The sequence below is a fragment of the Pseudoduganella sp. RAF53_2 genome (genome assembly GCF_052113985.1).
GTDB lineage: Bacteria > Pseudomonadota > Gammaproteobacteria > Burkholderiales > Burkholderiaceae_D > Rugamonas.
Genome location: NZ_JBFRDW010000028.1, coordinates 1 through 19,096, shown reverse-complemented (window position 1 = coordinate 19,096; position 19,096 = coordinate 1). Strand labels below are relative to the sequence as shown.

General features: G+C 59.7%; 28 protein-coding genes. 3 read left to right on the top strand and 25 right to left on the bottom strand.

Translation table 11 applies throughout. The annotated features are described in order from the left end of the window. Both AB4Z11_RS03320 and AB4Z11_RS03315 read left to right on the top strand, forming a co-directional pair. Positions 1-915, top strand: a 915-nt coding sequence (locus tag AB4Z11_RS03320; protein WP_442022780.1) for a cation diffusion facilitator family transporter, incomplete at its 5' end; no start/stop codon positions are given. Positions 916-1,011: 96 nt separating this feature from the next. Next, entirely contained in the window at positions 1,012-1,455 is a 444-nt protein-coding gene (locus AB4Z11_RS03315) for a DUF2147 domain-containing protein (RefSeq protein WP_442022779.1), read from the top strand. A 63-nt stretch (positions 1,456-1,518) separates the two neighbouring features. Here the strand turns inward: AB4Z11_RS03315 and AB4Z11_RS03310 are convergent, their stop codons facing one another. The 25 genes from AB4Z11_RS03310 to tyrS form a co-directional block, all read right to left on the bottom strand. Continuing rightward, entirely contained in the window at positions 1,519-2,295 is a 777-nt protein-coding gene (locus tag AB4Z11_RS03310; protein WP_442022778.1) for a glutaminyl-peptide cyclotransferase, read from the bottom strand. Between the two features lie 102 nt (positions 2,296-2,397). Then, positions 2,398-3,156, bottom strand: coding sequence for an SDR family oxidoreductase (locus AB4Z11_RS03305; RefSeq protein ID WP_442022777.1), 759 nt, complete (start codon positions 3,154-3,156; stop codon positions 2,398-2,400). 97 nt (positions 3,157-3,253) lie between these two features. Next, positions 3,254-4,213, bottom strand: a complete 960-nt coding sequence (locus AB4Z11_RS03300) for a LysR family transcriptional regulator (RefSeq protein WP_442022776.1) — start codon at positions 4,211-4,213, stop codon at positions 3,254-3,256. Positions 4,214-4,220: 7 nt separating this feature from the next. Continuing rightward, on the bottom strand, positions 4,221-5,276 hold the full coding sequence (ruvB, locus tag AB4Z11_RS03295) for a Holliday junction branch migration DNA helicase RuvB (protein WP_442022775.1): 1,056 nt from the start codon (positions 5,274-5,276) through the stop codon (positions 4,221-4,223). 107 nt (positions 5,277-5,383) lie between these two features. Further along, a complete protein-coding gene (locus tag AB4Z11_RS03290) occupies positions 5,384-5,911 on the bottom strand; it encodes a DUF4256 domain-containing protein (protein ID WP_442022774.1) in 528 nt (175 codons plus the stop codon). Next, complete coding sequence (locus AB4Z11_RS03285; RefSeq protein WP_442022773.1) at positions 5,902-6,138, bottom strand: methyltransferase family protein; 237 nt, start codon at positions 6,136-6,138, stop codon at positions 5,902-5,904. Before AB4Z11_RS03285 ends, AB4Z11_RS03290 begins: the two co-directional genes overlap by 10 nt. A gap of 249 nt (positions 6,139-6,387) precedes the next feature. Continuing rightward, on the bottom strand, positions 6,388-6,747 hold the full coding sequence (locus AB4Z11_RS03280) for a GFA family protein (RefSeq protein WP_442022781.1): 360 nt from the start codon (positions 6,745-6,747) through the stop codon (positions 6,388-6,390). A gap of 5 nt (positions 6,748-6,752) precedes the next feature. Beyond that, positions 6,753-7,178: an MAPEG family protein gene (locus AB4Z11_RS03275; RefSeq protein WP_442022772.1), complete on the bottom strand. Its 426-nt coding sequence runs from the start codon at positions 7,176-7,178 to the stop codon at positions 6,753-6,755. Then, on the bottom strand, positions 7,175-7,555 hold the full coding sequence (locus tag AB4Z11_RS03270) for a hypothetical protein (RefSeq protein ID WP_442022771.1): 381 nt from the start codon (positions 7,553-7,555) through the stop codon (positions 7,175-7,177). Before AB4Z11_RS03270 ends, AB4Z11_RS03275 begins: the two co-directional genes overlap by 4 nt. Before the next feature lie 41 nt (positions 7,556-7,596). After that, the gene (locus AB4Z11_RS03265; protein WP_442022770.1) at positions 7,597-7,935 is read right to left on the bottom strand and encodes a hypothetical protein; all 339 of its coding nucleotides are present in this window, start codon (positions 7,933-7,935) and stop codon (positions 7,597-7,599) included. An 11-nt stretch (positions 7,936-7,946) separates the two neighbouring features. Further along, positions 7,947-8,279 (bottom strand): low molecular weight protein tyrosine phosphatase family protein, encoded by a 333-nt coding sequence (locus AB4Z11_RS03260; RefSeq protein ID WP_442022769.1) that lies wholly within the window; start codon positions 8,277-8,279, stop codon positions 7,947-7,949. Then, complete coding sequence (locus AB4Z11_RS03255) at positions 8,276-8,830, bottom strand: DUF7010 family protein (RefSeq protein ID WP_442022768.1); 555 nt, start codon at positions 8,828-8,830, stop codon at positions 8,276-8,278. The genes AB4Z11_RS03260 and AB4Z11_RS03255 overlap by 4 nt, the downstream gene beginning before the upstream one ends. A 57-nt stretch (positions 8,831-8,887) precedes the next feature. After that, positions 8,888-9,343 carry a hypothetical protein gene (locus tag AB4Z11_RS03250; RefSeq protein ID WP_442022767.1) on the bottom strand — a complete coding sequence of 152 codons (456 nt, stop codon included), beginning with the start codon at positions 9,341-9,343 and terminating at the stop codon, positions 8,888-8,890. A gap of 41 nt (positions 9,344-9,384) precedes the next feature. Next, positions 9,385-9,765 (bottom strand): VOC family protein, encoded by a 381-nt coding sequence (locus tag AB4Z11_RS03245; RefSeq protein WP_442022766.1) that lies wholly within the window; start codon positions 9,763-9,765, stop codon positions 9,385-9,387. An 18-nt stretch (positions 9,766-9,783) separates the two neighbouring features. Further along, positions 9,784-10,173, bottom strand: coding sequence for a VOC family protein (locus tag AB4Z11_RS03240; RefSeq protein WP_442022765.1), 390 nt, complete (start codon positions 10,171-10,173; stop codon positions 9,784-9,786). Positions 10,174-10,218: 45 nt separating this feature from the next. Then, on the bottom strand, positions 10,219-10,572 hold the full coding sequence (locus AB4Z11_RS03235; protein WP_442022764.1) for a DUF1801 domain-containing protein: 354 nt from the start codon (positions 10,570-10,572) through the stop codon (positions 10,219-10,221). 63 nt (positions 10,573-10,635) lie between these two features. Then, positions 10,636-11,214, bottom strand: a complete 579-nt coding sequence (gene ruvA / locus AB4Z11_RS03230; protein WP_442022763.1) for a Holliday junction branch migration protein RuvA — start codon at positions 11,212-11,214, stop codon at positions 10,636-10,638. A gap of 15 nt (positions 11,215-11,229) precedes the next feature. Then, complete coding sequence (gene ruvC, locus AB4Z11_RS03225) at positions 11,230-11,766, bottom strand: crossover junction endodeoxyribonuclease RuvC (protein ID WP_442022762.1); 537 nt, start codon at positions 11,764-11,766, stop codon at positions 11,230-11,232. Positions 11,767-11,851: 85 nt separating this feature from the next. Next, positions 11,852-13,426 (bottom strand): bifunctional phosphoribosylaminoimidazolecarboxamide formyltransferase/IMP cyclohydrolase, encoded by a 1,575-nt coding sequence (purH, locus tag AB4Z11_RS03220; protein ID WP_442022761.1) that lies wholly within the window; start codon positions 13,424-13,426, stop codon positions 11,852-11,854. Between the two features lie 98 nt (positions 13,427-13,524). Then, positions 13,525-13,758 carry a helix-turn-helix domain-containing protein gene (locus AB4Z11_RS03215; RefSeq protein ID WP_395405666.1) on the bottom strand — a complete coding sequence of 78 codons (234 nt, stop codon included), beginning with the start codon at positions 13,756-13,758 and terminating at the stop codon, positions 13,525-13,527. Between the two features lie 43 nt (positions 13,759-13,801). Then, a complete protein-coding gene (gene dusB, locus AB4Z11_RS03210) occupies positions 13,802-14,818 on the bottom strand; it encodes a tRNA dihydrouridine synthase DusB (RefSeq protein WP_442022760.1) in 1,017 nt (338 codons plus the stop codon). A gap of 151 nt (positions 14,819-14,969) precedes the next feature. Further along, the gene (locus AB4Z11_RS03205) at positions 14,970-15,611 is read right to left on the bottom strand and encodes a histidine phosphatase family protein (RefSeq protein ID WP_442022759.1); all 642 of its coding nucleotides are present in this window, start codon (positions 15,609-15,611) and stop codon (positions 14,970-14,972) included. Further along, the gene (locus tag AB4Z11_RS03200; RefSeq protein WP_442022758.1) at positions 15,612-16,223 is read right to left on the bottom strand and encodes a YbhB/YbcL family Raf kinase inhibitor-like protein; all 612 of its coding nucleotides are present in this window, start codon (positions 16,221-16,223) and stop codon (positions 15,612-15,614) included. It abuts the gene before it with no gap. A 34-nt stretch (positions 16,224-16,257) separates the two neighbouring features. Continuing rightward, entirely contained in the window at positions 16,258-16,725 is a 468-nt protein-coding gene (gene dtd, locus AB4Z11_RS03195) for a D-aminoacyl-tRNA deacylase (protein ID WP_442022757.1), read from the bottom strand. Continuing rightward, positions 16,722-17,978 (bottom strand): tyrosine--tRNA ligase, encoded by a 1,257-nt coding sequence (gene tyrS / locus AB4Z11_RS03190; protein ID WP_442022756.1) that lies wholly within the window; start codon positions 17,976-17,978, stop codon positions 16,722-16,724. The genes dtd and tyrS overlap by 4 nt, the downstream gene beginning before the upstream one ends. 156 nt (positions 17,979-18,134) lie before the next feature. Between tyrS and AB4Z11_RS03185 the strand changes: the two genes are divergently transcribed. After that, a partial coding sequence (locus AB4Z11_RS03185) for a M23 family peptidase (RefSeq protein ID WP_442022755.1) occupies positions 18,135-19,096 on the top strand: 962 nt, incomplete at its 3' end.

Genomic DNA, 19,096 nt, shown 5'->3' with positions numbered 1-19,096 from the left:
CAAAGCGTCCTCCGCCTCTCCATTATCGCCGCAGTCTTCCAGGCTGCACTAGGCATTGCCTTCGGCCTGCTGGCCGGTTCCCAGTCCATCATCTTTGACGGCTTCTACGGCCTGGTCGACGCCACGATGACCGTGCTGGCCCTGTTGATCGCCAAACTGATCGCCGCTTCCGCCGAACGCGGAGAACACAACCGCAAGCTGGTCGAACGCTTCACCATGGGCTTCTGGCATCTGGAACCAATGGTGCTTGGCCTGAACAGCATGCTCCTGGTCGGCGCCGCGATCTATGCGCTGCTGAATTCCGCAAGAAGCCTGATGGCAGGCGGCAATGTGATCGCGCTGGACTACGCCATCGTCTACGCCCTGATATCGCTGGCCGCCGCCGCATCCATGGGCACTTACGCGACCTTCGCCAACCGCAAGATTGGTTCAGCCCTGATCGCGCTGGACGCCAAAGCCTGGTGGATCACGGTCGCCATGACCTGCGCCCTGCTCATGGCCTTTGTGTTCGGCTACGCGGTGAGCGGCACCCGGCTGGACTGGGTCGCGCCCTACATCGATCCGCTGGTGCTGATCGTGGTTTGCATCGGCGTCATTCCCGTGCCGCTAAAAGTCATTCGCCATGCGCTACAGGACATCCTGCTGGTCACGCCAGCCGATCTCAAGCAGCATGTCGACCAGGTTGCGCAGGACACCGTGCAGCGCCACGGCTTCGACTCCTTCCGCGCCTACGTGGCGCGCGTGGGACGCGGACGCCAGATCGAACTGTTCTTCATCGTCCCTACGCAATGGCCGGCCAAACGGCTGGAAGAATGGGACGCGATCCGCAACGAAGTCGGTGAGGCGCTGGGCGAGGAAAGCACGGACCGCTGGCTGACTATCGTCTTCACTACCGACCCGGAGTGGGCTGAATAATTAGAGTTGGCGCTCCAAAGTCACCAGAATGGCCTTGGCGGTCAGCGTCAGTTTGCTACACTGGTCTGCACCCAAAAATACAAGGAGACCTGACCCATGCGCCCACTGCTGTACACCCTGATGGCCACCGCCGTGCTGGCCGCCGCCCCTGCCTTCGCACAGGACACGCCAGTCGGCCTGTGGAAGAACATCGATGACGTCAGCGGCAAACCGAAAGCACTGATCCGCATTACCGAGGACAATGGCGTCCTGCAAGGCAAGATCGAAAAACTGTTCCGCACGCCGGAAGAAGATCAGAATCCCGTTTGCGACAAGTGCTCCGACGCCCGCAAGAACCAGCCTATCCTCGGCATGACCATGTTGACCGGTCTGAAAAAAGACGGTGACGAATATAACGGCGGCGAAATCCTGGACCCGAACAACGGCAAGGTTTACCGCAGCAAGCTGAAAGTTGCTGATGGCGGCAAGAAGCTGGAAGTACGCGGCTACATTGGCGTGCCGCTGCTGGGCCGCTCGCAGACCTGGGTCCGCGAGCAGTAAACCCAGGACAGAAACAGGTGTCAGCCACGATGTGGCTGACACCAGCTTTTAAGCTCCTGGTTTTTATTTCTTTGCTGGCTTAAGCTCAATCTCGAACAGCTTGGGCCAGCGCTTCCCCGTCACGAAGAGACGCTTGGTCTTGGCATCGTAGGCGATGCCGTTCAGGACATTGTCGGCATCGTCGCCGGCGCCTGCCGTGTTGGACAGGCCGCTCAGATCAATCCAGCCAATTACCCTGCCGGAGAACGGATCGATACGCGCAATGCGGTCGGTCTGCCATACGTTCGCGTAGATCAGGCCATCCACCCATTCCAGCTCGTTCAGGCGTGGCAGCGGCAGGCCGTCCGCAGTGACGTGGATGCGGCGCACTTCCTGCAACGTGTCAGGATTGAGCACGCGGATGTAAGGCGTGCCATCGCTCATGTAGACATGCTGGCCGTCGCTGGTGAGGCCCCAGCCTTCCCCCTTGTATTCCCAGGTCGCCTTCGGCTGGAAGGTAGCGCCATCGAGAATGAAGCCGCCCTGGTTCATCCAGGTCAGCGTCACGATATTGCCGCCTACCGGGGCAATGCCCTCGCCGAATATCTTTTCAGGCAGATCGCGTTTCTGCAGCACCTTGCCGGTCTTGAGTTCCACCTTGCGCACCGAGGACTGTCCGTACTGGCCAGTGCTCTCGTACAGGAAGCCATCCATGAAAAACAGGCCCTGGGTGAACGCTTGCGCGTCATGCGGGTAAGTCTGTTTGACGACATAGCCCTGCACCGGTACGGCCGCATGCGCCGCCGCGGCTGCGCCCAGCGCCAGACCTGCAACGGCCCGGCGCAACAAGGTTTTCTGCATGGTTAATCCCGAAGTATTCATGAGCCATGCAGTATAAACCCAAGGCCGAAAACAGGTGGCCGCCACGATGTGGCGGCCACCAGCTTCATGCCTCCGGTTTTATCAGGCTTGGCCGGTCGGCATCACGGTAACCTGCATCAGGTTGACGTGCRCCGGCAGCGCGGCCAGGAAGCTGACCACTTCGGCCACATCCTGCGGTTGCAGGAACTCATACTGCTGCGCCGCGCCGGCCAGCCAATCCTTCACGCCCTGATTGGTCACATGGCTTTGCAGTTCGGTGGATACGATGCCAGGCTCGATCATCGACACGCGCACCTTCTTCGCACCAAGTTCTGCACGCAGATGGCGGCTCAGATGGCTGACGAAAGCCTTGGTCGCGCTGTACACCGAGAAGTAAGGGAAGACGTACTGGCCGGCGATGGACGAGGTGTTGATCAGGTCCGCCGTCACGCCCTGCTCGGCCGCCTTGACCAGCTGGGGCACGAAGGCATGGATCACGTGCATCAGGCCATGCACGTTCAGGTCGATCTGCTGCGTCGTGTCGCTGCGCAGGTTGGCCTCGATGGCATTCGGCAGCATCACGCCGGCATTGTTAAAGACCAGGCTCGCCGGACCCCAGGTTTGTTCGACTTTGGCCGCCGCGGCGTCAACCGAAGCCTGATCGGTCACGTCCAGCGCCAGCGCCATCGCAACGCCGCCAGCTTGCTCGATTTCCGCTACCAGACGGTCCAGCGATTCCTTGCGGCGCGCCACGACAGCGACCTTGGCGCCCTGCGCAGCCAGCAGCCTGGCGGTATGCAGGCCGATGCCGCTCGAAGCACCGGTGATGACGGCCACACGGCCATTGAGTTGCTTGTTCATTCAGTTCTCCTTGAGATGTGCCGCAAGTAGTGCAGCGTTGGGAGAACTATAGGAATTTAAGGCCAACTGAAGTAGTCCTGAAAACCCCGTTTCAGTATCAACCTTTAGTTGTCAATCCCCGGCGGGCCAGCAGCGCCAGCTCCTTGCGCGGCAAAGAGAACTCCTGGCTTCCTTGCAGACGCTCCGAGGCGAAGTCGATGAAACGCCTGATCCGGCTGGGCATATTGCGGCGCTGCGCGTAGTACAGATAAAGGCCTATGCGCTCGCTCACCTTGTCCACCAACAGCGGAACAAGCTGCCCGCTACGCAGGAGCGGCGCCGAGTTGATGCTGTCGATCTGCCCGATACCGATGCCCGCCAGCGTGGACAGCGTTTCCGACTCGGTGTCGCTGCAGCACAGCACCGCATTCATATGCTGGTTGACGATGTCGCCGTCAACATCGAACTCCCACGGCACGGTGCGCCCCGTTCCCGGCCTGCGATAGCCGATGCAGCGGTGCTGCAGCAGATCATCGAGCTTGCGTGGCTTGCCATGCTGCGCCAGATATTCGGGCGTAGCGCAAACCACGAGTTGAATGGGAAAGAGTCTGCGCCCCACGACTTGCAGGTCGGGCGCACCACCGGCACGAAAACCGACGTCGATCCGCTCGGCCACGATATCGCTGAAACCATCGGAGGCAATCAGTTCAACCTGGATCAGCGGGAAGCGCTGCTGGAATTCCGCCAGCAATGGAATCAGGATCTTGCGCACGACCGCGCCGGCACCGGCGATGCGGATCACGCCTTCGTCCTCGTTCGCCGCCTTGCGCGCCTTGCCCAGCGCGCAAACCAGTCCGTCGAGGCTGGGCTTCACGGATTCCAGCAGACGCTCGCCCTCTTCGGTGAGCGTGCTGCTGCGTGTGGTGCGGTGGAATAACCGGACGCCGAGATGCTGCTCCAGCTGGCGTATGGTCTTGCTGACAGCCTGCGGTGTGGTGTTCTGCGCTTCAGCAGCCTTGTTGAAACTGCCCATCTCGGCAGCCAGGACAAAGGTCGATATGGCGCGCAGTTCGTCCATCAGGTGCTTATTGGTCCCACAGATCGCCGGTCAGGCTGGAGCGCGGCGGCGTGGCGCCAAAGTGCTGGTAAGCGGCCGCGGTAGCCACGCGTCCGCGCGGCGTGCGTTGCAGGAAGCCTTGCTGGATCAGGTAAGGTTCCAGCACATCTTCGATCGTATCGGCCGCTTCTCCAATGGCGGCGGCCAGATTGCCAATGCCGACGGGGCCTCCGCCGAATTTGTACAGCACCGCTTCCAGCAGTTTGCGGTCCATGACATCGAAGCCGACGTGGTCGACATCCAGCATGCGCAAGGCAGCATCGGCCAGCTCGCGCGTGATGTCGCCGTTGGACTTTACCTCGGCGTAGTCGCGCACGCGGCGCAGCAGGCGGTTGGCGATACGCGGCGTGCCGCGTGCACGGCGCGCGATTTCCACCGCGCCGCCATCGTCGATGTGCGCCTTCAGCAGCGCGGCGCTGCGGGTGACGATCTTCGCCAGTTCGTCGGTCGTGTAGAACTCCAGGCGCGCGACGATACCGAAGCGGTCGCGCAGCGGATTGGTCAGCATGCCCGCGCGCGTGGTGGCGCCAATCAGCGTGAACGGCTGCAGATCCAGCTTCACGCTGCGCGCGGCCGGGCCTTCGCCAATCATGATGTCGATCTGATAGTCTTCCAGCGCCGGGTACAGGATTTCCTCGACCACGGGGGACAGGCGGTGGATCTCGTCGATGAACAGCACATCGTTCGCTTCCAGATTGGTCAGGATCGCTGCCAGATCGCCTGGACGCTCCAGCACAGGGCCGGAAGTCTGGCGCAGGTTCACGCCCATTTCGCGCGCGATGATGTTCGCCAGCGTGGTCTTACCCAGGCCGGGAGGTCCGAACAACAGCGTATGGTCCAGCGCCTCGCTGCGCTTGCGCGCCGCCGAAATGAAGATTTCCAGCTGATCGCGGATCTTGGACTGGCCGACATACTCATCCAGCAGCTTCGGCCGCAACGCGCGCTCGATCGCCTCCTCATTCGGGGAGGACGGGGCAGCATCAATAATCCGCTGCTCGGTGAAGTTGTCGGTTTGAATACTCATGCCCGGTACTGTATAAATGTTCAGGGCATGATTCTATCAAGGTTACGCTTCATGCACGCCAATTCCGGCATTTGCGGAAGTCATCAATCCCACCGCATGCCCAGTCACTACACCAGCAGTGATCCGCGGAAGCCTCTCGCCGCGTAGTACGACTCGGCGCCGTTGTGATATAGGAACACCTTGTTGTAGCGCCGGTCGCAGAACAGTGCCCCGCCCAACTCGCGAACCTCGGCTGGCGTTGCGATCCAGCTGGAAGTCTTCTTGTCGAACTCACCCAGCTTTTGCAGCTCGCGATACTGCTCCTCGGTCAGCAGCGCGATCCCCATTTCAGCGGCCATTGCAACAGCGCTCGCGCGAGGCTTGTTCTCTTTGCGGGACGCCAGCGCTTCGCCGTCATAGCACAGGCTTCGGCGGCCGCTCGGGCTCTCAGCGGAACAGTCGCAAAATACGCAGCTTCCTGAAGCTTCGTCGCGCGCTATGACATCCGGCTCGCCGCCTGTCGCTTCCATTTTCTGCACAATCGCCAGCGCCGCCGGATTGGCCTCAAGCCGGTCCTGCACGTCGGACCATGCAATGCCTTGGTGGCGCCGCACGTTCTTTTCAAAGCGTGCCTTAAGCACCTGCATCAAATCCATCGCCTCACCTCCTTCTTGTAGGCCTCATAAGCATCGCCAAAGAGCGACGACAGCACACGCTCTTCCGGCGCGATCTGGAAACGGCCGATATACACGACAAATGCGGGCGGCTTAACCGTCGTCTTCGCCCGCCGAAACGCCGCTACGCCGGCGATGGTAATGCTCAGGTACCCGACAACCGGAGGCTGAATTTTCAACTCAAGGACATGCATATCAAAGCCCGCCATCAAGCCAGAGCCACCAGGCACCCTACCGCAAGAAAGCCCAACCAGCCGGGATGCCTGCCTTTCGTCCCCCTGTCGCAACATGCCATGTCGCCCACAGGATGCGAACCTGGAACTCGCGCAAATGCGAACCACCGCGAGTCGGTACCAGTCCCGACACACTCAGGTGTCTGAACATAAGCCGCTCGCCGAGCAGCGAAAGCAGTAGCCCAATCAGGAAAATGAGAATCGCCGCAGCGAGCAGAAAGGGATTCATTCGATGTAGGCCCAGCTATCAGCGCCGTCGAACTTTCGTACTCCGACGTCCGCAATCGCCTGCGGCTCGAAATTTCGCATATTCACCCCGACGCGCGTGCCAGCTTCCGGTGTTATTGGTTCCCAATGCGTAACGCAACCGCATGCAGTGCAGCGCATGGTGCGGATCGAGCGCTGGCCCCAGACATAGGCCGTGAGGCCATCGCGCGGCGCAGAGACTTCGACCATTCCGGCCTCGTACAGCGCCCACAACGCGCCATAACGCCTGCAGATCGAGCAATTGCAATCGATCAGATGCTCCGGTTTCTCTTGCACGGACAGGCGAATTGCGCCGCAATGGCAGCTCGCATGCAGCATGATGTTCAAACGTCTCCGTTGGACAGCAGGCCTGCGAGGGCCATAAACCACAGCGTCACCAGCACTACATTGCTGATCGCGAAAGCGGTAAGACGATGCATCACCTTGTTATAGGTGAGATGAATCACGCTGTGCAGGATACGAAGCGCCACATAGGACCAGGCCAACATCAGCATCGACGACGTGCCGATCTGGGTCACATAAATCAGCAAACAGACCACATAAAACAGCATCGGCATTTCGAGCAGATTCATATAAGCCCGGTTCGGTATGCAGACCTTATCGGGCACGGATGCCGACTCGCCGTACTTGAAATCGTCCACCGCGATCTCGTGGCGCTTGACTGCGCGGGCGCGGTAGAAAGGGATCAGCAGCAGAACGAGACTGGTCCAGAAGGCCAGCCCAAATACCGGGTAGAGAATATCTTTCATCCGTGCGCCTCAAGCATTTTTGAAATGGCAGCAATCACCTGCGGCGAAAGCTCGGACATCGACACAGGCCGCGCATTCAGGAGCGGCAAGGAATCCTTCAGCAAATCAAAGTCTGACGCCAGCGCATCAGGCGCGCCATGCAGCCACTTGATAACCGTGGCGTGTTTGCCGGTCCCGTTCGTGACACAGAATGCAGCACCGTTGTGCGACACGCCGATTACCGCAGGAATGTTGGAACCCACATCCACAATCGCAATATGATCGGCCCCACCAAACTCGCGCTTCACGAGCCGCTGCACGCGCCTGCCACGGATACTCGTCATATCCTTCGCGTAGTCCTTTACGAGCGAGTTCAAAGTCTCTGAGTCGATAGCCATTACGTAAGTTCTCAATCAACGACAAAGGCGTTCAGCTTTCTTCATACACCGGCAACAGCTTTCTTAGCCTTTTCAACCACATATTCGCGCGCATCATGCCGGTGGTCCGCTTGCTTTCTTGTGGAACTCCAAAGGCCGTACAACTCATACACCACGAAAATACTAGCTACGACCAGGCGGCCGCCCCAAGTCAGATGCCACCATTTGACCAACGCATGTCTTTTTTCATAGCTTGCGTTGGTCTCAGCCCTGAACTTGGGGAACAGTAGATAGCGCCATGGCCGTACACTCGCGACAAGGATCATCAACCCCACCTCAACTGCAAAAAGCATCACGGGCAAAAGAACTTCGACGCTCAACGAAGCGATACCTTCTACCAAAGCTCGTCCTCCTACGCCCCTGCCGGCAGAAATTGCGACACTTTCGCCTGCAACAGCCTGACCAAATGAGGGTCCATGTATTCATAATCGTCAGGAATTCCGAGACAAATGACGCGCTTGCCGTTTAACGAAGCGCGGTACTTCTTTTGAAGCTTATTGCGGTGCTCACGCTCCATAACGAAGATAAGGTCCGCCCATTCCACCAATTCCGCCGTCAGCGGGTTTTCGGCATCATTGTTTGTGCCCGCAGAGCTGACTTCCAATCCGCGCCAGGATGAGAATACTTGTTCCGCCGTCGGGCTTCTCAGCCTGTTCTGGCTGCATATGAACAGGACCTTCTTCATGTGCGCGCCTCGCGATAATGAAACGCGAAGAGTACCGCTGCGAACAGCACTTCGATGAGGAATCCAGCCAGCGCACTGTTTGCGGGATATGCCGCGGAGCGTCCGAGAAGATAACCTGCGCCGGCAAGTACAAGGCCGCAGGCCCAGTAAGTGCGCATGCCAAACAGCGAACTGAAAACCAGATACCGCCCGCCAATCACAAACAGCATGGCCGGGAAAAACCATTCGATGCGCAGCAAGGAAACGCCATAGGCAAGCGGCAGGCTGAAAATCAGCCACAGCGTACTGGCCCACGCCAGCGGTCCAAGCGGATTCCCTTTCGAGTGATTTCCAGGCCTGCCGAGAATCTTCGCGATGACCACGCCGACCGGGTGAATCAGCATGCCGCCAACAAAGAGCGTCCACACAGCCCGCTCAGGTGTGCCTTTAAATGCCACCACGGCAGCACAGGCCCAGGCGAGCGACGACGCAAGCATTCCAACGGCGCCGTTACAGTAGGCGAAACGCATATCCGCTTGCGCGCGAGCGAGATCATTAGTGATGACTTCCACGGCGTCCCCAAGTTAGTTTTTTGATAAATACTAACATGCGCTGGGCAAGCGCCAGGATCAGACGAGGAGAGATGCCAGCAACGCACAAAGTGCGCTGAACTGAAGCGCAAAGCGGGCCGCGTGCGAATACTCCCATTTCCGGCGCCAACGCATCCAGTCATGAGGGAGCGACTGTTCCGTCCATTTGGCCGTTTGCCTGTTCACGGCATTGGTAATTGGCAGCCATATGCCAAAGAACGCCATCGCCTGGCTTACCGCTGCGATCAGCGTCAGCCAGAACGTTGCTCCAGCATCGCGCATAAAGAACGCGAGAACTCCGGATGTAATGATCGCGACAATTTCAATGAAACCGCCAACTGTTGCGAATGATGCGTATAGGGTGTGCTGGAATGTCATCCAGCGAAGTCCCTCAACTTTCATCTTTGCAGGCATTTCCAGCACGTGACAGAAGCTCGTGCCCATCAAGAGTGCGGCCATCAGCACCGCGATGAATTGCAAGATCGTGAGGTACATGGGGGACGAGCATGGCACACGTCCCGATTTCCTGTCGCCGTCTACGTCCTGTAGGCTCTGAATTCGAGCAGGTGCTTGTTTGGATCGTTGAAATAGAGCGTCGGCGCCAGCCCGCGCGCGCCAGACTCTTCGCCCGCACCGGCATTGCTGCCTACTGAATCGAAGGTCGGGCCATATTCGATGCCGGCTGCTTTGATGCGCGCGGTGATGGCATCAAACTCTTCTTGCGAAACCGCGAAGGCATAGTGTTCGAAGCCAGGGGTTCCCCAAGGGGCGAGTTGCAGTTGGCACTCAGGGCCAACGCGGATGATGGTGAATGGACCATCCGTGCCTTCTGCGGCAAAGCCCAGAATCCCGGTATAGAACCTGACGCTGGCTGAAAGATCGTTGACCTTCACGATTAGGTGATCGAGTATTGCCATCAGACCGGCTCCTCTTCATCAAGCAGCGCTTAACGCACTGACCATCACATAATAGCCATCCGGATCGCGCAGCGCGAATTCCATAGTGCCCGTCGCGGGATTCAAATGAGGCTTCTCCTCCAGCTTAAAGGCCAGCTGCCGTGCACAGCGCAGGATTTCATCGAAATTATCGACGCGGAAGAACAGCAGCAGGCCATTTCCCGGCGTGCCCTGATCGGGACTCGTCAAGGTGGGGTGATCGTGGGCGCCCCATTGGTGCAGGCAAAGCAGCACAGTGCCATCGTCATCCAGGATCTGCCCGAAATAGTCATGCGCGGGCGCTGACTTCCGCTGCGCGAACAGCGATTGATACCAGTTGAAGCTGCGAGCCACATCAGTGACTCCGATGATGGTCCAGGTACGCTTCATTCGGGTTCTCCTGTGAACAGTCCAAATCCGGAAATGAGACTTTAACTACGAATGGACGCGGCGTTCTGCTTCCACGCGTGTCCTCATGTCTTCATATGCGACTTTGATGAGCTGCTCCAGCGCGATGGCGTCCAGCTCGCGGGCCGGCCGCAGCTTCACATGGCGCATGAATTTTCCCGTGCCTTCCAGAAGCCCGGCAGGATCGGCAATCTGCGCGCCGCGGAAGAAGCCGACGTTCACGTGCGCAGTAAAGACGTTGACGTAGCCGAACGCCGCGTCGCCAATACAGGCTGTCGGATGGCCATCATGCAGCACCTCTCGAACGTCGTCGCCGCAATTGCGCATGAAGGCAAACCAGCGCTGCGCGATGGCGCCAAGTTCGCCCGGGTGTTCAACCATCCACTGCTCGATGCGTGAGTCCCGAGCGGTTGCGGTGGGAAATCGCATGAGCTGTGTCATTTGTCAGCCTTTCGACAACGCCTTCAAGGCCTGCTTGATGCCGTCGGAGACTGACGACCCGGCGGGGACGGTCTTCAGCGCTTGCAGGGCTTCCTTGTCGGAGTAGCCCAGTGCCAGCAAGGCATTGAGGATGTCGGCTTGGGAGTCGTGGACGGGATGCGCGCCGGCTGCGCCGATGTCGGCGCCGAGTTTGCCCTTCAGTTCGAGCAGCAGGCGCTCGGCAGTTTTCTTGCCGATGCCAGGAATCTTCACCAGGCGCCCGGCTTCCTGCAGCGTCACGGCTTGCGCGAGGTCGGCAATCGACAAACCGGACAGGATCGAAAGTGCAGTGCGCGCGCCGATGCCGGTGATCTTGATCAGCTGGCGGAACACGGCGCGCTCTTCGGCGTTACCGAAGCCGAACAGCAGGTGTGCATCTTCACGGATGGTGAGGTGAGTGAACAGGGTCACGCGCTCGCCGGTGTGCGGCAGGTTGTAAAAGGTGCTCATGGGGACGTCGACTTCGTAGCCGACGCCTTGTACATCTACCAGCAGTTGCGGTGGATTTTTTTCGAGCAGGATGCCGGAGAGACGTCCGATCATGGGATTCCTTTAAAGTTAGCCGACCAGGCGGCCGCGTTTCATGCGCAAGCCGGACAAGGCGGGATGGCCGGTCTGCACCACGGACAGCGTGGCCTGCGAGTGCGCATGGCAGATGGCGACGCCCAGCGCGTCGGCGGCATCGGTGCCGGGCAGGCCGGGTAGCGCGAGCAGGCGCGAGACCATGTCCTGTACCTGGGCCTTGGTAGCGCGGCCGGTGCCGACGACGGCTTGTTTCAGTTGGGTCGGGGAGTATTCGGCGACGCTCAAGGCATTGCTGACCAGCGCGCAGATCGCGGCGCCGCGGGCCTGGCCCAGCAGCAGGGTCGATTGCGGGTTGACGTTGACGAAGACTTTTTCGATTGCGGCGCAATCGGGTTTGTAGGTGGCGGCGATTTCAGACACGCCGTCGAGGATGACTTTGAGACGCTCAGGCAGTTCGCCCTCGCCGCTCTTGATGGTGCCGGAGGCGATGTAACGCAGCTTGGTGCCCTGCTTTTGAATGACGCCAAAGCCAGTGGTACGCAAGCCGGGGTCGATGCCTAAGATAATCATGGATAGATTGTATGTAGGCAAAGACGGCGGGTCAATGACCCGCCCTACGCGGCGAGTAGGGCGGATCATTGATCCGCCATTGATTTTAGTGGCGGAAGTGGCGCACGCCGGTGTACAGCATGACCACGCCGCGCTCATTGGCAGCGTCGATCACTTCCTGGTCGCGCATGGAGCCGCCCGGCTGGATCACGCAGGTGGCGCCTGCATCAACCACCACATCCAGGCCGTCGCGGAACGGGAAGAAGGCGTCGGATGCCACCACGGAACCCGCCAGCGACAGGCCGGCGTTCTGCGCCTTGATCGAAGCGATACGCGCGGAGTCGATACGCGACATCTGGCCAGCGCCCACGCCCAGGGTCATATTGTTACCGCAGAAGACGATCGCGTTCGACTTCACATACTTGGCCACGCGCCAGGCGAACATCAGGTCCTGCAGCTGCTGCTGGGTAGGCTGCAGTTTGGTGACCACTTTCAGTTCGTTCAGATGCACGTTACGGGAGTCGGCCGACTGCACCAGCAGGCCACCGCCCACGCGCTTGAAGTCCATCGGGTTCACGCCCTCGCCCAGCGGGATTTCCAGCAGACGCACGTTCTGCTTGGCGGACATGATCTGCAGCGCTTCAGCGGTGAAGGACGGCGCGATCAGCACTTCAACGAACAGCTTGGCCAGTTCAGTCGCCGCTGCGCCATCGACCGGCACGTTGAAGGCGATGATGCCGCCGAAAGCGGAAGTCGGGTCGGTCTGCAGCGCGCGCTGGTAGGCTTCCACCGCAGTCGCGCCCAGGGCCACGCCACAAGGATTGGCGTGCTTGATGATGACGCAGGCGGTGCTGCCCATCGACTTCACGCATTCCCATGCCGCATCAGCGTCCGCAATGTTATTGAAGGACAGTTCCTTGCCCTGGATCTGGCGGTAGTTGGCCAGTGCGCCAGCCACCGGGTTCAGGTCGCGGTAGAAGGCTGCGGACTGGTGCGGGTTCTCGCCGTAGCGCATATCCTGCACTTTTTCGAAGTGCACGTTCAGGGTCTTCGGATAGGCGTTGCGGTTGGCGTGCGAACGGTCCGGGCCCAGGCTGCTCAGGTAGTTGGTGATGGCGCCGTCGTACTGGGCGGTGTGCGCGAACACCTTCTTGGCCAGCATGAAGCGGGTTTCATACGACACATAACCCGGCGCATTGTCCGTGGTCTTCATCTCAGCCAGCACCACGCCGTAGTCGGCCGGGTCGCAGATCACCACCACGTCCTTGTGGTTCTTGGCCGCGGAGCGCAGCATGGTCGGGCCGCCGATGTCGATGTTCTCGATGGCGTCGTCCAGGGTGCAGCTGTCCTTGGCTACGGTGGCCTGGAAGGGATACAGATTGACCACCACCATGTCGATGGTCGGCATATTGTGCTCAACCAGCTTGCTCATGTGCTCCGGCAGGTCGCGACGGGCCAGGATGCCGCCGTGGACCTTCGGGTGCAGGGTCTTCACGCGGCCGTCCAGCATTTCCGGGAAGCCGGTGTAGTCGGCAACTTCCGTGACCGGAACGCCGTTATCGGCCAGCAGCTTGGCCGTGCCGCCGGTGGACAGGATGTTGACGCCCATGGCCGACAGCGACTTGGCGAATTCCAGAACGCCGGTCTTGTCGGAAACGGAGATGAGAGCTTGTTTGATCATGGCTGTGGAGGGAGGTTGTTGAATATTCTGGTTGAACAAACCCACCGGCCCCACAGGCCGGTCACAGCCACATTGGGAGCCGGACGGTAGTAAGGGCCTTACAGCAGGCCGTGTTCCTGTAACTTCTTGCGCAAAGTATTGCGGTTAATGCCGAGCATCTGGGCGGCATGCGACTGGTTGCCATCGGCGCGCGTCATCACCACTTCGAGGATGGGGCGCTCAACGGTCATGACGACCATGTCGTAGATATTCGAAGCCTGCTGCTCACCCAGGTCATTGAAGTAGTCTTCTAGGCTTTTCTGGACGACTTCCTGGATACTTTCTTTGCTCATTTTATTGTCATTCTACTAAATTTTTTGCCATTGCCAGCGCCGGTCAGGCGGCTAGCTGTTCTTCGGCGAGGCGGTATTGTAACCGCTCACCATACTTCCATTGGGATTCAAAGAAGCTGTCGACCGCGCGCAATTGCTCTTCGGTCGATTCGAGACGGTTCATTTCCTGACGGAAGGCCTCCCCGCCTGGGAGGTCGCGCACATACCAGCCGATATGCTTGCGCGCGGTTCGCACGCCCAGGTATTCGCCGTAGAAGGCGTAATGGGCGCACAGGTGTTCGTGCATGAGCTTGCGGACTTCGGCCACCAGCGGCGCCGGCAGGTATTCGCCGGTGCGCAGGAAATGGTCGATCTCGCGGAAAATCCAGGGACGGCCCTGCGCGGCGCGGCCAATCATGATGGCGTCGGCGCCGGTTTTATCCAGCACGTAGCGTGCTTTGTCCGGAGTGGTGATATCGCCGTTGGCCACCACCGGAATCTTCACGGAGGCTTTCACTGCGGCGATGGTGTCGTATTCGGCGTCGCCGGTATAGCCGTCGGCCCGGGTGCGGCCATGCAGCGTCAGCATCTGGATGCCGGCCTGCTCGGCGATGCGCGCAATGCGCAGAGCGTTCTTGTTTTCACGGTTCCAGCCGGTGCGGAATTTCAGCGTGACCGGCACGTCGACCGCCGGCACGACGGTATTCAGGATGCGCTCAACCACGTCTTCGAATTGCAACAGTGCGGAGCCGCACCAGTTGTTGCAAACTTTTTTGACCGGGCAACCCATATTGATGTCGATGATCTGGGCGCCCTTGTCCACATTGAACTTGGCGCAATCGGCCAGCTCAACCGGGTCGGCGCCGGCGATCTGCACGGCTTTCGGTTCCATTTCGCCCGCGTGATCGATGCGGCGCGAACTCTTTTCGCTGGCCCACAGACGCGGGTTGGACGCGGCCATTTCGGATACCGCATAGCCCGCGCCCAGCTCCTTGCACAGTTGACGGAAAGGACGATCCGTTACTCCCGCCATGGGGGCAACGAAAACGTTATTTCGGAGTAAATGCGGTCCGATTTGCACTGGCAGGGTCCAAAAGTGAGCGGAGAAACCGGTAATTCTAACCGAAGCTCTGCACAAATAATAAGCACTATTTTTTATTTAAACGGCAAGTGTGCAGCTTAGGCGTTATGAAACAGTGTTTTCTTGAGGAAAATTTAAGTACGAACGTGCATCACAAGTCATCTATGGATGCAGTTTGCAAGTGAGCCACATCGCCCCATTGTTCCAAACCCAGCTTTGACGCTTCAAAAATGAAGCGATTGATGCTGGCGTTCTTCACCTGGAAGTCGCGCGGGCTGTCGAGCGCCATGCTGTTGGCCGCGCGGTAAGCGCATTCCAGCACGCCACCGTGGGCCACCAGGGCAATCGTTTTCCCTTGCCATTCACCGGCCCAGCGCGCTATGGCGCCGATGCAACGGTCGTAGAACTGATGGAAGCTTTCAGCAAAGCGGTCGCCGTGCGGCATGATGGAATCCACGTCGCGCGCCTGCCACTCGGCGAACTCGACCGGATATCGCTCGGCGATCTCGGTATACAAAAGTCCTTCGAACACGCCATAGGCGCGCTCGCGCAAGGCTGGATCGATTTGCAGGGCAAGCTTGTGGTGGGCCACCACCGCTTCCGCCGTCTGGCGGGCGCGGCCGAGGTCGCTGGACACAATGACGTCGATCGATTCGGACGCCAGCGCGCGGCCCAGCGCCAGGGCCTGGCGCTCGCCGACTTCGCTCAAGGGAATATCGATGTGGCCCTGCAAGCGGCGCACAGCGTTCCACGCCGTCTCGCCGTGACGGATCAGGATGATGCGTGTATTCATTTAGCGCAGCGTGTAGGTACCGATGAATTGCGCCTCATCGAGAATATGGCCGTGGATGGCCTCGATCACATCCTGGCCGGTAAAGCGGCCTTTCAGCTCCAGGCGCGGCACATCCAGCGCATAAATGCGGAAGAAGTAGTGGTGCACCAGCTCGTCGTTCCACGGCGGGCACGGACCATCGAAGCCGTAGTAATCGCCGGACATATCCTTATCGCCCGCGAACCAGCCGGTGTAATCGTTGACGCCCTGACGCAGCGGCGCAGGCAGCTGAGCCGGCTTGCCGCGCGGCGTCACTGCGCYGGAAAATTCGCCAGCGGCAATCGAGCTGCGCGACAAAGGAATATCGATCAGCGACCAGTGGAAGAAATCCACGCGCGGCAGCGAAGCCGGCACAGTCTTGCCTTCCTGGTTCACATCAGTGCCGACGCTCGGCACATCGCCGTCGATCACCAGCAGCACCAGCGATTCGGTGCCGGGCGGCACATCGTCCCAGGCCAGATGCGGATTGCGGTTGGACGACAGGCGCACATGGGTGGCCGGGTCCTTGACCGCGAAAGCGAACTCGCCGGGAATGGCGCCGCCGTCTTTGAAAGAATCGCTCCAGAGTTTCATACTTAACCCCAAATTCCGGGTCAGACCCCAAGGGTCAGACCCTCGGGTCAGCCCCAGGTTTAGGGTTGACCTGCAACCAGAACGTGACAGGACCGTCATTAGTCAGCGAGACCTTCATGTCCGCGCCGAACTGGCCCGTCTCCACTACTGCATGTTTCGCGCGTGCCTGCTTGACGAAATAATCGAACAGACGCTGCCCGTCGGCCGGAGAAGCGGCCGGCGAGAAGGACGGACGTGTGCCGGAATTGGTATCCGCTGCCAAAGTAAACTGCGGCACCAGCAAGAGGCCGCCCGCCACATCGGTCACGGAACGGTTCATCTTACCAGCGTCATCCGAAAACACGCGATACGCCAGGAGTTTCGTGAGCAGTTGGTCCGCCTCGCGCTCGGTGTCGCCCTTTTCTGCGCACACCAGCACCATCAGGCCGCCGTCGATCGCGCCAATGGTAGCGCCATCGACGACCACCTTGGCGGACGTTACACGTTGCAGCAGGCCGATCATGCTGACAGCGTCACTTTCGCGAACTTGCGCTTGCCGACTTGCAGCACAAAGGTGCCGGCGTCCACTTTCAGTGCCTTATCGCTGACGACAGTGCCGTCGATACGCACGCCGCCCTGGTCGATCATGCGCAGCGCTTCGGAAGTCGAAGCGCACAGATTAGTCTGCTTCAGCAGCTGGCCAATGCCGATCGGCGCGCCGGACACGGCAACTTCCGGCACGTCGTCCGGAATGCCGCCCTTGGAGCGGTTCACGAAGTCGGCCAGCGCATCTTCAGCCGCCTGGCGCGAGTGGAAGCGCTCCACGATTTCCTGCGCCAGCGCCACCTTGGCATCGCGCGGATTGACGCCGCCTTCGATGGCTTTCTTCAGCGCGGCGACGTCCTCGATCGACTTCCAGGACAGCAGCTCGTAATAACGCCACATCATGACGTCGGAAATCGACATCACTTTGGCGAACATGGTATTGGCCGGTTCGGTAATGCCGATGTAGTTGTTCTTGGACTTGGACATCTTATCGACGCCATCCAGGCCTTCCAGCAGCGGCATGGTCAGCACCGACTGCTGTTCCTGGCCGTAGTCCTTCTGCAGCTCGCGGCCCACCAGCAGGTTGAACTTCTGGTCGGTGCCGCCCAGCTCCAGGTCGGCTTTCAGTGCGACCGAGTCATAGCCCTGCATCAGCGGGTAGAGGAACTCGTGGACCGAAATCGGCGTCCCATTCTTGAAGCGCTTGGCGAAGTCGTCGCGTTCCATCATGCGCGCCACGGTGTAGCGCGAAGCGAGCTGGATCATGCCGCGCGCGCCCAGCGGATCGCACCACTCGGAGTTGTAGCGGATTTCAGTCTTGGCCGCGTCCAGCACCAGCGAAGCCTGCTTGAAATAAGTCTGGGCGTTCAGCTCGATCTGCTCGCGGGTCAGCGGCGGACGGGTCACATTGCGGCCGGACGGGTCGCCGATCATCGAGGTGAAGTCACCGATCAGGAAGATCACCTGATGGCCAAGATTCTGCAGCTGGCGCATTTTATTCAGCACCACGGTGTGGCCGAGGTGCAGGTCCGGCGCGGTCGGGTCCAGGCCCAGCTTGATGCGCAGCGGCACGCCGGACTGCTCGGAGCGGGCCAGCTTTTGAGCGAACTCGCTTTCGACGATCAGTTCATCGACGCCGCGTTTGGTGATGGCGAGGGCTTCCTGCACCTTGTCAGACAAGGGGAGGTTCGGGGCGGTCGCCTTCTGTGGCGAAGCGGTGTTCGTATCCATGTTTAACGAAATTCTCTCAAATTGTTGTGGCGCCTGCGGACCCTGTTATAATGCCCGATCCCATCAATGTTGCCCGTCGAAAACGAGACAAATCAATAACTTAGAGCGAAATAACAAGAATCCTAAAAGTTCAAGCGGCAAATTTTAACTGATTGCATGAACCCTATAAACAAGTTCACAAGCTCCGGCTTGTACAATCTGCTAGGTTCGACGCGCAAGGCGCGTATCATCAGCGCCTCCGCCCTGTTCCTGGCGGTTTGCGCTTTTGGTGCGGCCGGCGTGGCGCCGCTCGCGCCTGACGCGAGCGACCTGCCCGTCAAGACCATTGCCCAAGACATCCAACTGCCCGACCTGTCGCAACAGATCGCAGCCCTCGAAAAGCAGGACAGCACCCAGACCTACATCCACGAAGAGAAGATCCGCGCCGGCGATACCCTCGCCACTCTGATGACGCGCCTCGGTGTGGAAGATGAAGCAGCCGAAACCTTTATCAAAAAGGACAAGGTTGCCAAGGCCGTGATGCAGCTGCGCACCGGCAAACGCGTACAAGCCCAGACCGACGAAGACGGCAACCTGATGTGGCTGCGCGCCACCGTTGTCGATGGCAAGGATAACCCTGTCAAGAATATCGCTGTTACCCGCAAGGGTGACAACTTCACGGCCGAAGAAGTTCCCGCACAGCTGGAACGCCGTGTCGAAATGCACGCCCGCGAAATCACCACCACCCTGTTCGCAGCAACCGACTCCAGCGCCGACGGCACCCGTCTGCCGGACTCCGTTGTGGCGCAGATCGTGGAAATGTTCTCGACCAATATCGACTTCCGCTCCGACCTGAAGCGCGGCGACCGTTTTAACGTGGTCTACGAAACCTTCTGGCAGGACGGCGAGTTCGTGCGCGCAGGCCGCATTCTGGCGGGTGAGTTCAGCAACAAGGGCACGACTTACCAGAGCGTGTGGTTTGAAGATCCGACCACCAAGTCCGGCGGCGGCTACTACAGCTTCGACGGCAAATCGCTGAAGAAAGCCTTCCTGAAATCGCCGCTGGAATTCTCGCGTATTTCGTCCGGTTTCTCGATGCGCGTGCACCCGATTTCGGGCCAGTGGAAGCAGCACAAAGG

Coding starts and splice junctions, on each gene's coding strand:
- AB4Z11_RS03315 (WP_442022779.1), top strand. CDS start 1,012: ATGCGCCCACTGCTGTACACCCTGATGGCCACCGCCGTGCTGGCCGCC.
- AB4Z11_RS03310 (WP_442022778.1), bottom strand. CDS start 2,295: ATGCAGAAAACCTTGTTGCGCCGGGCCGTTGCAGGTCTGGCGCTGGGC.
- AB4Z11_RS03300 (WP_442022776.1), bottom strand. CDS start 4,213: ATGGACGAACTGCGCGCCATATCGACCTTTGTCCTGGCTGCCGAGATG.
- ruvB (WP_442022775.1), bottom strand. CDS start 5,276: ATGAGTATTCAAACCGACAACTTCACCGAGCAGCGGATTATTGATGCT.
- AB4Z11_RS03290 (WP_442022774.1), bottom strand. CDS start 5,911: ATGGATTTGATGCAGGTGCTTAAGGCACGCTTTGAAAAGAACGTGCGG.
- AB4Z11_RS03285 (WP_442022773.1), bottom strand. CDS start 6,138: ATGGCGGGCTTTGATATGCATGTCCTTGAGTTGAAAATTCAGCCTCCG.
- AB4Z11_RS03280 (WP_442022781.1), bottom strand. CDS start 6,747: ATGCTGCATGCGAGCTGCCATTGCGGCGCAATTCGCCTGTCCGTGCAA.
- AB4Z11_RS03275 (WP_442022772.1), bottom strand. CDS start 7,178: ATGAAAGATATTCTCTACCCGGTATTTGGGCTGGCCTTCTGGACCAGT.
- AB4Z11_RS03270 (WP_442022771.1), bottom strand. CDS start 7,555: ATGGCTATCGACTCAGAGACTTTGAACTCGCTCGTAAAGGACTACGCG.
- AB4Z11_RS03260 (WP_442022769.1), bottom strand. CDS start 8,279: ATGAAGAAGGTCCTGTTCATATGCAGCCAGAACAGGCTGAGAAGCCCG.
- AB4Z11_RS03250 (WP_442022767.1), bottom strand. CDS start 9,343: ATGTACCTCACGATCTTGCAATTCATCGCGGTGCTGATGGCCGCACTC.
- AB4Z11_RS03245 (WP_442022766.1), bottom strand. CDS start 9,765: ATGGCAATACTCGATCACCTAATCGTGAAGGTCAACGATCTTTCAGCC.
- AB4Z11_RS03240 (WP_442022765.1), bottom strand. CDS start 10,173: ATGAAGCGTACCTGGACCATCATCGGAGTCACTGATGTGGCTCGCAGC.
- AB4Z11_RS03235 (WP_442022764.1), bottom strand. CDS start 10,572: ATGGTTGAACACCCGGGCGAACTTGGCGCCATCGCGCAGCGCTGGTTT.
- ruvA (WP_442022763.1), bottom strand. CDS start 11,214: ATGATCGGACGTCTCTCCGGCATCCTGCTCGAAAAAAATCCACCGCAA.
- ruvC (WP_442022762.1), bottom strand. CDS start 11,766: ATGATTATCTTAGGCATCGACCCCGGCTTGCGTACCACTGGCTTTGGC.
- purH (WP_442022761.1), bottom strand. CDS start 13,426: ATGATCAAACAAGCTCTCATCTCCGTTTCCGACAAGACCGGCGTTCTG.
- AB4Z11_RS03215 (WP_395405666.1), bottom strand. CDS start 13,758: ATGAGCAAAGAAAGTATCCAGGAAGTCGTCCAGAAAAGCCTAGAAGAC.
- AB4Z11_RS03205 (WP_442022759.1), bottom strand. CDS start 15,611: ATGAATACACGCATCATCCTGATCCGTCACGGCGAGACGGCGTGGAAC.
- dtd (WP_442022757.1), bottom strand. CDS start 16,725: ATGATCGGCCTGCTGCAACGTGTAACGTCCGCCAAGGTGGTCGTCGAT.
- tyrS (WP_442022756.1), bottom strand. CDS start 17,978: ATGGATACGAACACCGCTTCGCCACAGAAGGCGACCGCCCCGAACCTC.